At 61.3% G+C, this 12,062-nt stretch carries 10 protein-coding genes; 6 read left to right on the forward strand and 4 right to left on the reverse strand.

Annotation, left to right across the window (positions count from 1 at the left end; genetic code table 11):
* Window positions 1–12 precede the first annotated feature (12 nt).
* From gatA to HU725_RS18525, 4 genes are all read left to right on the forward strand, one after another.
* The gene (gene gatA, locus HU725_RS18510) at window positions 13–1,464 is read left to right on the forward strand and encodes an Asp-tRNA(Asn)/Glu-tRNA(Gln) amidotransferase subunit GatA (RefSeq protein ID WP_186477686.1); all 1,452 of its coding nucleotides are present in this window, start codon (window positions 13–15) and stop codon (window positions 1,462–1,464) included.
* 11 nt (window positions 1,465–1,475) lie between these two features.
* On the forward strand, window positions 1,476–2,921 hold the full coding sequence (gene gatB, locus HU725_RS18515; protein WP_060478779.1) for an Asp-tRNA(Asn)/Glu-tRNA(Gln) amidotransferase subunit GatB: 1,446 nt from the start codon (window positions 1,476–1,478) through the stop codon (window positions 2,919–2,921).
* 146 nt (window positions 2,922–3,067) lie between these two features.
* Window positions 3,068–3,442, forward strand: coding sequence for a septal ring lytic transglycosylase RlpA family protein (locus HU725_RS18520; RefSeq protein WP_060478780.1), 375 nt, complete (start codon window positions 3,068–3,070; stop codon window positions 3,440–3,442).
* 72 nt (window positions 3,443–3,514) lie between these two features.
* Window positions 3,515–4,558 (forward strand): calcium/sodium antiporter, encoded by a 1,044-nt coding sequence (locus tag HU725_RS18525; RefSeq protein WP_186477795.1) that lies wholly within the window; start codon window positions 3,515–3,517, stop codon window positions 4,556–4,558.
* Between the two features lie 81 nt (window positions 4,559–4,639).
* Here the strand turns inward: HU725_RS18525 and HU725_RS18530 are convergent, their stop codons facing one another.
* The 4 genes from HU725_RS18530 to HU725_RS18545 all read right to left on the reverse strand — a co-directional run bounded on the left by HU725_RS18530 (window position 4,640) and on the right by HU725_RS18545 (window position 9,021).
* Window positions 4,640–6,001 carry an amino acid permease gene (locus HU725_RS18530; RefSeq protein WP_186477685.1) on the reverse strand — a complete coding sequence of 454 codons (1,362 nt, stop codon included), beginning with the start codon at window positions 5,999–6,001 and terminating at the stop codon, window positions 4,640–4,642.
* A 56-nt stretch (window positions 6,002–6,057) separates the two neighbouring features.
* Complete coding sequence (locus HU725_RS18535; RefSeq protein ID WP_060480368.1) at window positions 6,058–6,999, reverse strand: AEC family transporter; 942 nt, start codon at window positions 6,997–6,999, stop codon at window positions 6,058–6,060.
* A 205-nt stretch (window positions 7,000–7,204) separates the two neighbouring features.
* On the reverse strand, window positions 7,205–7,765 hold the full coding sequence (locus HU725_RS18540) for a response regulator transcription factor (RefSeq protein WP_186477684.1): 561 nt from the start codon (window positions 7,763–7,765) through the stop codon (window positions 7,205–7,207).
* The gene (locus tag HU725_RS18545; RefSeq protein ID WP_060480370.1) at window positions 7,765–9,021 is read right to left on the reverse strand and encodes an ATP-binding protein; all 1,257 of its coding nucleotides are present in this window, start codon (window positions 9,019–9,021) and stop codon (window positions 7,765–7,767) included. Before HU725_RS18545 ends, HU725_RS18540 begins: the two co-directional genes overlap by 1 nt.
* A gap of 201 nt (window positions 9,022–9,222) precedes the next feature.
* On the opposite strand from HU725_RS18545, the gene HU725_RS18550 reads away from it, so the two are divergent.
* Together HU725_RS18550 and HU725_RS18555 are read left to right on the forward strand one after the other, a co-directional pair.
* On the forward strand, window positions 9,223–9,939 hold the full coding sequence (locus tag HU725_RS18550) for an SIMPL domain-containing protein (protein ID WP_186477683.1): 717 nt from the start codon (window positions 9,223–9,225) through the stop codon (window positions 9,937–9,939).
* Between the two features lie 376 nt (window positions 9,940–10,315).
* Window positions 10,316–11,941, forward strand: a complete 1,626-nt coding sequence (locus tag HU725_RS18555) for an ABC transporter substrate-binding protein (protein WP_186477682.1) — start codon at window positions 10,316–10,318, stop codon at window positions 11,939–11,941.
* Window positions 11,942–12,062 lie beyond the last annotated feature (121 nt).

The raw sequence follows: 12,062 nt of genomic DNA on the forward strand, positions 1-12,062 counted from the left end.
ATAGAGCCTGCCATGCATGAATTGACCCTGGCCGAGATCGCCCGCGGACTCGCCGACAAGTCGTTTTCTTCCGAAGAGCTGACCGGCGCCCTGCTGGCGCGCGTCAAGCAGATCGACCCACAGATCAACAGCTTCATCAGCGTCACCGAAGAACTGGCCTTGGGCCAGGCACGTGCCGCAGACGCCCGCCGCGCCGGTGGCGAAACCGGCGCCCTGCTCGGCGCCCCAATCGCCCACAAGGACCTGTTCTGCACCCTGGGCGTGCGCACCAGCTGCGGCTCGAAGATGCTCGACAACTTCAACGCGCCGTACGATGCCACAGTGGTAGCCAAGCTGGCCGATGCCGGCATGGTCACCCTGGGCAAGACCAACATGGACGAGTTCGCCATGGGTTCGGCCAACGAATCCAGCCACTACGGCGCGGTGAAGAACCCATGGAGCCTCGAGCACGTGCCTGGCGGCTCGTCCGGTGGTTCGGCCGCGGCCGTAGCTGCACGCCTGCTGCCGGCCACTACCGGTACCGACACTGGCGGTTCGATCCGCCAGCCGGCGGCGCTGACCAACCTTACCGGCCTCAAACCGACGTACGGTCGCGTATCGCGCTGGGGCATGATCGCCTACGCTTCCAGCCTCGACCAGGGTGGCCCGCTGGCGCGCACTGCCGAAGACTGCGCCCTGCTGCTGCAAGGCATGGCCGGCTTCGATGCCAAGGACTCCACCAGCATCGATGAGCCCGTACCTGACTACAGCGCCAGCCTCAACGGCTCGCTGCAGGGGCTGCGCATCGGCCTGCCGAAGGAATACTTCGCAGCCGGCCTCGACCCACGCATCGCCGACCTGGTCCAGGCCAGCGTCAAGGAGCTGGAAAAGCTCGGCGCAGTGGTCAAGCAAATCAGCCTGCCCAACATGCAGCATGCCATTGCGGCGTACTACGTGATCGCCCCCGCCGAAGCTTCCTCCAACCTGTCGCGTTTCGATGGCGTGCGCTTCGGCTACCGCTGTGAAGCCCCCAAGGACCTGACCGACCTGTACAAGCGCTCTCGTGGCGAAGGCTTCGGCGCCGAGGTGCAGCGCCGCATCATGGTCGGCACCTACGCCCTTTCGGCCGGCTACTACGACGCCTACTACGTCAAGGCACAGCAGATCCGTCGCCTGATCAAGAACGACTTCATGGCGGCGTTCAACGATGTCGACCTGATCCTAGGCCCGACCACGCCGAACCCGGCTTGGAAGCTTGGCGCCAAGAGCAGCGACCCTGTCGCCGCCTACCTGGAAGACGTCTACACCATCACTGCCAACCTGGCAGGCCTGCCAGGCCTGTCGATGCCTGCCGGCTTCGTCGATGGCCTGCCGGTCGGCGTACAGCTGCTGGCCCCATACTTCCAGGAAGGCCGCCTACTCAACGTCGCGCACCGTTACCAGCAAGTCACCGACTGGCACACCCGCGCCCCTAACGGCTTCTGAGGAATTCACACATGCAATGGGAAGTTGTGATCGGGCTGGAGATTCATACCCAGCTGGCCACCCAGTCGAAGATCTTCTCCGGCAGCGCCACCACCTTCGGCTCCGAGCCGAACACCCAGGCCAGCCTGGTTGATCTAGGCATGCCTGGCGTGCTGCCAGTGCTGAACCAGGAGGCCGTACGCATGGCCTGCATGTTCGGCCTGGCCATCGATGCCGAAATCGGCAAGCGCAACGTGTTCGCGCGTAAGAACTACTTCTACCCTGACCTGCCCAAGGGTTACCAGATCAGCCAGATGGATCTGCCGATCGTCGGCAAGGGCCACCTGGACATCGCCCTGGAAGACGGCACCATCAAGCGTATCGGCGTAACCCGCGCGCACCTGGAGGAAGACGCCGGCAAGAGCCTGCACGAGGACTTCAGCGGTTCCACCGGCATCGACCTCAACCGTGCCGGCACGCCGCTGCTGGAAATCGTCTCCGAGCCAGACATGCGTAGCGCCAAGGAGGCCGTGGCTTACGTCAAGGCAATCCACGCGCTGGTACGCTACCTGGGCATCTGTGACGGCAACATGGCCGAAGGCTCGCTGCGCTGCGACTGTAACGTATCGATCCGTCCCAAAGGCCAGACCGAGTTCGGCACCCGCTGCGAGATCAAGAACGTCAACTCGTTCCGCTTCATCGAACGCGCGATCAACAGCGAGATCCAGCGCCAGATCGACCTGATCGAGGACGGCGGCAAGGTGGTGCAGGAAACCCGCCTGTACGACCCGAACAAGGACGAGACCCGCTCCATGCGCAGCAAGGAAGAGGCCAACGACTACCGTTACTTCCCCGATCCCGATTTGCTGCCGGTGGTAATCGAGGACAGTTTCCTCGAAACGGTGCGCGCAGGCCTTCCTGAGCTGCCAACGCAGAAGGTCGAACGTTTCCAGAGCCAATACGGCCTGTCGGCCTATGACGCCAACGTGCTGGCTTCGAGCCGCGAGCAGGCGGACTACTTCGAAGAAGTGGTGCGTATTGGCGGGGATGCCAAGCTTGCCGCCAACTGGGTCATGGTCGAACTGGGTAGCCTGCTGAACAAACTAGGGGTCGAGATCGACCAAGCCCCGGTGAGTGCCGCGCACTTGGGCGGCATGTTGCTGCGCATTCGTGACAACACCATCAGCGGCAAGATCGCCAAGACCGTGTTCGAGGCCATGGCCGCCGGCGAAGGCGATGCCGATAGCATCATCGAAAGCAAAGGTCTCAAGCAGGTTACCGACACCGGTGCAATCGACAAGATGCTCGACGAAGTGCTCGCCGCCAATGCCGAACAAGTCGAACAGTACCGCGCCGCTGACGAGGCCAAACGCGGCAAGATGTTCGGTTTCTTCGTCGGCCAGGCGATGAAGGCTTCCAAGGGCAAGGCCAACCCTGGGCAGGTGAACCAACTACTCAAGGCCAAGCTCGAAGGGTGACGATTTCAATCCTATAGCCGTGCGAGGGCCTAGCCCTCGTTCGCGGCTAAAGCCGCTCCTACAGAGCTGCCGCTACCCGAGCGAGCACCTACCTCTCTACAGGACCGGCTTTAGCCGCCAATGGCCGCACTGGGAGAGCACCACACTTGCTTAAACGATCCCTCGCCAGCTTGGCGCTTTTTTCCTTCCTGGCTGGCTGCGCCAGTCAGGCCATCGACCCCCGCGGTTACAACGAAACCGGCACCGCGTCCTATTACGGCTCCCGCCACCACGGCAAACGCACCGCCAGCGGCGAACCGTTCAACCAGCACGGGCTGACCGCTGCCCACCGCAGCCTGGCATTCGGCAGCCGGGTACTGGTCACCAACCTGGCCAATGACCGCAGCGTGGTGGTCCGCATCAACGACCGCGGCCCGCATACCCGCAGCCGCTTGATCGACCTGTCACGTGCTGCAGCAGAAAAAATCGGCATGCTCCGTAGCGGAACGGCGCGCGTGCGGGTACAAGGTTTGAGCGACTGACCTGACAACCGCTTTGACGGGAGCATGACCATTTTCGACCTCGCAACCCTACCCACCTTCAGCCTGCTGCAAATGGGCCTTGCCCTGCTATTGCTGGTCGGCGGAGCCGAGCTCATGGTGCGCGCCGCACTTCGCCTGGCGCAACGCCTGCACGTGCGGCCATTGATCATCGGCCTGAGCCTGGTCGCTTTCGGCAGCACTGCTCCGCAGCTGACGGTAAGCCTGCAGGCTGCTTTCCAGGGTGCCCCTGATGTGGCCGTGGGCAGCGTGATCGGCAGCAATATCTTCAATGTACTGGTCATCCTCGGGCTGGCCGCGCTGGTCATCCCGTTGCGGGTGTCACGCCAGTTGGTGCGCCTGGATATCCCGCTGATGATCGCAGCCAGCGCGCTGGTATATGCCCTTTGCGCCAATGCTCACTTGGGCCGGGCCGAGGGTTTATTGTTGCTGCTTGGCCTGGCGGGCTACCTGGCGATGCTTTGGCACCAGTCACGCCACTATGCCCGCACCTACCCTGCGCCGAATGCCGGGGCTGCCAGCGCCGGACGTTTCTGGTCCGGGACGTTGCTCCAGGTGCTGTTGGGCTTTGGCCTGCTGAGCCTGGCCGGGCACCTGCTGTTGGAGTCCGCCATTGAAGTGGCTACCGATCTGGGCTTGTCCGAACGCATCATCGGCCTGACCGTGGTCGCGGTGTGTACATCCCTGCCTGAACTTGCCGCAGCGCTGATCGCCGCCGTTCGAGGTGAGCGGGAAATTGCGGTAGGCACGGTGATCGGCAGCAACCTGTTCAACCTGCTTGGGGTACTTGGCCTGACCGCGCTGACCACCCCCGAGCCACTGACCATTTCGCCCAATGCACTGGCCTTCGACCTTCCGGTGATGTTTGGCGTCGCCGCACTGAGCTTGCCGGTGTTTTACTCCGGTTATCGAATCACCCGCGCCGAAGGGCTGGTGTTCCTTTGCCTGTACCTGGCCTATGGCCTACATGTGGCGGCTTTCACCATGGGCATGCCACTGGCCGGGCGGCTGGAGCGGTTGATGCTGTTCTATGTGCTGCCGGTGCTTGCCGTGGTGCTGTTGTTCACCACCCTGCGTGCCTGGCGGCGGCAGCATTGATGAGCGCATGACTTGGGGTTGGTGGCGCTCTTCAGATCGAGCGCCACGCGGGCGGCGCTGGATCTCACAGGCGGTGCAAATTCAACGCCGAACCTGCCGAGTCTTCTTCAGCTTGAAGGCCACCCACAGCACCGCAATCCATCCCGGAATCAGCATCACCGAAATTCGAATCGGCGGGGTCAGGTACATCACCACCAGAATCAGAACGATGAACGCCAGACACAGGTAATTGGTCAGCGGATGCCCCCAACTTTGGTAGAACGGGGTAGTACCCGTTGCCAGCTTGGCCTTGCGGAACTTCAGGTGAGTGATACTGATACTGGCCCAGTTGATCACCAGTGCCGACACCGCCAATGCCATCAACAGCCCGAAGGCCTCGCCTGGCATCAGGTAGTTGATCAACACGCAAAGGCCGGTGGCCACTGCCGAAACACCAAGCGCGGTGAGCGGCACGCCACCGCGGCTGACCTTGAGCAATTGCCGCGGCGCATCACCCTGGCTCGCCAAGCCGAACAGCATGCGGCTGTTGGCATAGACGCAGCTGTTGTATACCGACAGTGCAGCGGTCAGCACCACGATGTTGAGAATGGTCGCCACCACATCGCTATCCAGTTCGTGGAAGATCATCACGAATGGGCTGCCACCTTGCACCACCTTCTGCCAAGGGTACAGCGTCAACAACACTGCCAGCGCACCAATGTAGAAGATCAGGATGCGATAGACCACCTGATTGGTCGCCTTGGGAATGCTGTGGCGCGGGTTGTCCGCCTCGGCAGCGGTGATGCCGACCAATTCCAGGCCCCCGAACGAGAACATGATCACGGCCAAAGCCATCACCAGGCCTGCCACGCCATTGGGGAAGAACCCGCCGTACTGCCACAGGTTGGATACGCTGGCATCCGGGCCACCATTGCCACTTGCCAGCAGCCAGGCACCGAAACCAATCATGCTGACGATCGCCACCACCTTGATCAGTGCGAACCAGAACTCCATCTCGCCATATACCCTGACCTGGGTAAGGTTGATCAGGTTGATGACCACAAAGAAGATCGCCGCCGTGGCCCAGGTCGGGAAGCCTGGCCACCAGTACTGCACGTAGATCCCGACCGCCGAGAGTTCGGCCATGCCGACGAGCACGTATACCACCCAGTAGTTCCAGCCGGAGACGAACCCGGCGAACTCGCTCCAGTAGTGGTGGGCGAAGTGGCTGAAGCTCCCCGCCACCGGCTCCTCCACCACCATCTCACCCAACTGACGCATGATGAAGAAGGCCATCAGGCCGGCGATGGCGTAGCCCAGCAATACGGAAGGGCCAGCCAGCTGGATTGTCTGGGCGATGCCAAGAAACAACCCTGTACCTACAGCACCGCCCAGCGCGATCAGCTGGATATGGCGATTCTTCAGCCCGCGCTTCAACGGCTCGGGCGTGCTCTGGTCTTGCATGAAAAGTCCTTTGGCTCAGTGAGGCAGTGTTTTTGCTGTTGTTTGCAGTGAAGGATCTAGATCCATCCGCCCCACTGCAAGATGAAAATACCAATGTTGGTGGTGACCGCAGCCATCAGCGTAGTGATCACGATGATAGACGCCGCCAGTTCATGATTGCCGTTAGCCGCGCGCGCCATCACATAACTGGCTGCCGCCGTGGGGCTGGCGATGTACAGGAAAAGGATGCCCAGTTCGGCACCGCGGAACCCGCACAACCAGGCGCCCAGGGTGCCGATCAACGGCAGCCAGACCATCTTCACCAGGCTGGCATCGATAGCCAGCTTGCCGCTGTCGCGCAGCGCTGCCAGCGAAAGGGTGCCACCGATGCAGATCAGCGCCAGTGGCAGGGTCATCTGCGCCAGATAGTCGCCCGAGGTAAGCAGCCAGTTGGGCAGCGGCACCTGGCCGTAAGCCATGGGTGTCGCCACCAGGACGCTGATGATCAACGGGTTGCTGAAAATGCTCTTGAGAATGCTCCAGGGATCGGACTTGAGCTGCGAGCTGTACACCGCCAGCACCACCGCTGACAGCGAGTTGTACATGAGGATGACCACCCCTGCGAGCACCGCCCCCAGGGAAATGCCGTAATCGCCGTAGAGGCTGGCCGCCAGGGCCAGGCCGATCACCCCGTTGTTGCCGCGAAACGCACCTTGGGTGTAGATGCCGCGCTCGGCCAATGGGCTGCGCCAGACAGCCATACCCCAGGCCATGGCGAAACCGACCAGGGTAGCGACGACGAAGTAGAGGATGACTTTGGGTTGCACCGCTGTAGCGAGGTCGGCGTGATAGATGCCGAGGAACAGCAGCGCTGGCATGCAAACGTTGAACACCAACTGCGAGGCGATCCGGTTGAAGTTGTCGTCGATCAGATGGATGCGTTTGAGCAGCACGCCCAGAAACAGCATGGCGAAGACCGGTGCCGTGATGTTAAGCGTCTGGATGAGAAGGGCAAGCATGCGCGAGCGGTCCTGGTGGAGTTGCCTTTAGGCGACTGATGATACGCCAACGCGCCAGGAAATGCGGGGATCTAGCAGGACTATAAACACATTTCTCGATTCACCTGTGCAGGACTAATCACGGGTGAACGTGCGCCTACAGGCTGTGTACGGTTCCTGTAGGCGGGGGTTCACCCGCAAAAAGGCTAGCCCATGCCGCAGACATTCAGCGACGCACAGGGCGCTTCTGCAATTTGCGCTGCAAGGTACGCCGGTGCATGCCCAGCGCTCGGGCAGTGGCGGAGATATTGCCTTCGTGCTCGTTCAGCACGCGCTGTATGTGTTCCCACTGCAGGCGGTCCACCGACATGGGGTTTTCCGGCACCAGGGTATCGAGGTCGGCATGCTCGGAAAGCAACGCCGCCAATACATCGTCGGCGTCGGCTGGCTTGCACAGGTAGTTGCAGGCGCCGCGCTTGACCGCCTCGACAGCGGTGGCAATGCTCGAATACCCGGTCAGGATCACCACGCGCATCTCTGGGTCCAGCTCGAGCAGCTTGGGCAGAAGCACCAGGCCGGAGTCGCCTTCCATCTTCAGGTCCAACGTAGCGTAGTCCGGCAGGTCCTGCTGGGCCAGGGCCAAGCCCTCCTCCGCAGAACCGGCAGTGCTCACACGAAAGCCGCGGCGGCTCATGGCGCGAGCCATCACTCGAGTAAAGGTGGCGTCATCGTCCACCAGCAACAGATGCGGCAGCTCTTCGGCTTCAACCTGGTTTTCGTCGCTCATCATTCATCTCCTCGCTTGCCATGGGGCAGGCGCAGTTCGGTCAGGGTGCCACCCTGTTCATGACTATAGAGTTTTACCGAGCCGCCCGCACGAGTCACGCTGGCCTTGCTCAGGAACAGGCCTAGGCCAAAGCCTTTGCCCTTGGTGGTAATGAAGGGTTTGCCGATGGCCTCGGCAATGGCCGGCGGTACACCGGGGCCATGGTCACGGATGCTGATCAGGATGTCCTGGGCGTCCCAGTCAAGGGTCACCTGCAGGTCGTCAGGGCAGGCATCGGCGGCATTGTTCAGCAAGTTCAGCAGTGCCTGTGTCAGGTCTGGTGGCGGCGTCAGGCACGGTACCTGACCATCGCGCAGGCGCTGGAAGCGGTAACTGGCCTCAGGCCGCATCAGGTGCCAGCGGTTCAACGCCTCATCAAGCCAGGCTGTGACCTCCTGCTCGACCACCGCCAGGCGGCGGTTGGCCTCAGCGGCGCGCACCAACTGCTGGAGGGTCTCCTTGCACAGCTTCACCTGGTCCTGAAGGATTTGCAGATCTTCCTGCAGCAGCGGGTCGGTATGGTCCTGGCGCATTTCGTTGAGCAGCACGCTCATGGTCGCCAAGGGGGTGCCCAGTTCGTGCGCTGCGCCGGCAGCCTGGGTGGCAACGGCCAGCAGTTGCTCATCACGCAGGCTCTCTTCGCGGCGCTCGGAGCGCAACTGCTCCTGACGACGCAGCTCCTCGGCCATGCGCGCGGCGAAGAAGGTAATCACGGCGGCGGCCAGCGCAATACTCAGCCACATGCCATAGACCTGCATCTTGTCCCGCGCCATCGGCAGGCCTTCGAGCGGGTAGAACTGCACCAGCAGCAGGCTGTAGGCGGTCAGGGCGATGCCCGACAGAATCAGCGAGTACAACCACGGCAAGGTCACCGCCGCGATCGCCAACGGCACCAGGTAATAAGACACGAATGGATTGGTGGAGCCGCCTGAGTAATACAGCAAGGCGCTGTGGATCAGCAGGTCGCAGGCCAATTGCAGCGCGTATTCGGTTTCGGTGACCGGCAGCGACAACCGCAGGCGCAAGGCTGTGAAGGCGCACAGCAGTGACGACAGGGCCAATGTGGCGGCCAGCGATAACCACGGCAGCGGCAGCAGGTCGGTCCAGTAGGCGACCCCTACGGACCCTGCCTGAGCGGCTAGGACCAACACCCGAATGACGGTCAGGCGCCAGAGGTTCTGGCGGGTGGCAGAGAGCGGTTGTGCGGCGGCGAGCATGCGCTGTCCCGATGAATGCTTCAGAAAAATCGGCTGAAGTATACCCAAGCCAGCCCCCGCGCTGTAGCAATGCGGCAAAGCGCCACACTTTGTCACACATGCTGGGCGGCACCTTTGAACCCACTACACTGCTCTGGGTCTTATGGGCCATGCGTGGAATGGATGGCCAGACCCCACGCTCACATTGCCAAGGAGTAACCCATGTACATGCCAAGTCGCGGCGCCGCTTTTGTCCTTACCTGTGGCCTGCTGGCCAGCTTGCCGGCCCTGGCGGCCGACGAGCCACGCTACAACCAGGTATCGCTGCGCGCCGAAGTCAGCAAGGAAGTGGCTCGCGACCTGATGGTCGTGACCCTCTACAGCGAAGCGCAGAACACCGACCCAGGCAAGCTTGCCAAGCAGATCACCGAAACCATGAACAAGGCCGTGCAGCAGGCACGCCAGGTCAAGGATGTGAAAATCAGCCAAGGCAGCCGCAATAGCTACCCGGTTTATGACAGCAAGGGCCAGAAAATCACCGGCTGGCGTGAGCGCGCCGAATTGCGCCTGGAAGGTGCTGACTTCCCTGCCCTCTCCCAGCTCACCGCAGACCTGCTGCAGGAGCTGAAGATGGGCGGTATGGACTTTTCCATCGCCCCGGCCACGCGCAAGGCCAGCGAGGATGAGCTGCTCAAGGAAGCAGTGGACGCCTTCAAAGCCCGTGCGCAACTGGCGACTCAGGCGCTGGGCGGCACAGGCTACAAAGTGGTCAGCCTGAACCTCAACAGCTCTGGCTACCCCCGCCCTTACCTGCGCAGCGCACCGATGGCGATGAAGGCCATGGCAGCCGATGAGGCCGCGCCAGCACCAGACATCGAAGCCGGTACCAGTGAAGTCAGCATGAATGCCGACGGCCTGATCGAAGTGCAGATGCCCTAAATAGCTGCACAAGCCCTAGTGGGAGCGGTTTTACCTGCGTTGCAAGCAACAGGCCAGCTCGGTCAGGGCTTGGCCTGTATTGGCGGGTCGCATTGCTGCCACAAAGGGTCCCGCTAAAGAATTTTCCTACGCACCCTATAAGTGCATCCTACGAAATTCCCGCCTCGTAACATCCCGCAAAAAGCCATCATTTTGCCCACGCAAACGTTCAACTTCGCTAAAAGTTATACGAATGCGACATCCATGTACGATCGTACTACTTTTCTGACGCCAACTATCCTTCAGACGGTTGCATTGGGTACATCCCCTGCATAAGTATCCGCAGGTCGGCTCACGAGGCCACCTCAACATCAAAAATGACAACAATGAGGCCACCATGCTCAAACACGCAGTCATTCCGTTCCTGCTAGGTGCAGGCTTGCTCGCTGGCGCTCCGCTGGCCCACGCCGCCTCCAATCTGGTGTTCTGTTCCGAAGGCAGCCCAGCTGGCTTCGACCCAGGGCAATACACCACCGGGACCGACTTCGACGCCTCGGCCGAGACCATGTTCAACCGCCTGACGCAGTTCGAGCGCGGTGGCACTGCAGTGATTCCGGGCCTGGCAACCCAATGGGAGGTCACAGATGACGGCAGGAGCTACACCTTCCACCTGCGCGAAGGGGTCAAGTTCCACACCACCGACTATTTCAAGCCGACCCGTGAATTCAACGCCGACGACGTACTGTTCACCTTCGACCGCATGCTCGACAAGGATCACCCTTTCCGCAAGGCTTACCCCACCGAGTTCCCGTACTTCACCGACATGGGCATGGACAAGAACATCGCCAAGGTGGAGAAGCTCGACGATCACACGGTGAAGTTCACCCTGAACGAGGTAGACGCCGCCTTCATCCAGAACCTGGCCATGAGCTTCGCCTCCATTCAATCTGCCGAATACGCCGATCAGTTGCTCAAGCAGGGCAAAGCCGCCGATATCAATCAGAAGCCTATCGGCACCGGCCCGTTCGTGTTCAGCAAGTACCAGAAAGACGCGCAGATCCGCTTCAAAGGCAACAAGGACTACTGGAAGCCTGAAGACGTGAAGATCGACAACTTGATCTTCGCCATCACCACCGATGCCTCGGTGCGCATGCAGAAACTGAAGAAGAACGAGTGCCAGGTCACGCTGTTCCCAAGGCCAGCCGATATCGAGCCGCTGAAGGCCGACAAGAACCTGCAGATGCCGAACCAGGCCGGCTTCAACCTTGGTTATATCGCCTACAACGTGATGGACAAGATCAAGGGCAGCAACGAGCCCAACCCAATGGCCCAGTTGAAAGTCCGCCAGGCGCTGGACATGGCCGTGGACAAGAAGAAGATCATCGAATCGGTGTACCAGGGCGCCGGGCAACTGGCAGTCAACGCCATGCCGCCCACCCAGTGGTCCTATGACAACAGTATCAAGGACGCGCCGTACGACCCGGAAAAGGCCAAGCAACTGCTCAAGGAAGCCGGGATCAAAGACGGTACCGAAATCACCTTGTGGGCCATGCCTGTGCAGCGCCCCTACAACCCCAATGCCAAGCTGATGGCCGAGATGCTTCAGGCCGATTGGGCCAAGATCGGCATCAAGGCCAAAATCGTCAGCTATGAATGGGGTGAGTACATCAAGCGCTCCAAGGCAGGTGAGCAAGGCGCCATGCTGATTGGCTGGAGCGGTGACAACGGGGACCCGGACAACTGGTTGGGCACCCTTTATGGCTGCGACGCCGTTGATGGCAACAACTTCTCCAAGTGGTGCTACAAGCCCTACGACGACCTGATCAAACAGGCCAAGGCCACCTCCGACCAGGCCCAGCGCACCGAGCTCTATCAAAAGGCTCAGCACATTCTCAAAGAGCAAGTGCCTATCACCCCCATTGCCCACTCCACCGTCTATCAGCCGATGAGTGCCAAGGTGAAGGACTTCAAGATCAGCCCCTTCGCGCTGAACGCGTTCTACGGCGTCAGCGTGGACAAATAGGCTAGCCCAGGTACCCGCTGCCAGGCGGTGGGTACCGCCTCACCACCCCCAAGCATCTCGCGCCCTCCGACGCCACTGGCGACGGAGTCGGCAAACTGTTGCCGCCATTCGTACCCGTGGG

It is taken from the genome of Pseudomonas promysalinigenes, assembly GCF_014269025.2.
Classification (GTDB): Bacteria; Pseudomonadota; Gammaproteobacteria; order Pseudomonadales; family Pseudomonadaceae; genus Aquipseudomonas; species Aquipseudomonas promysalinigenes.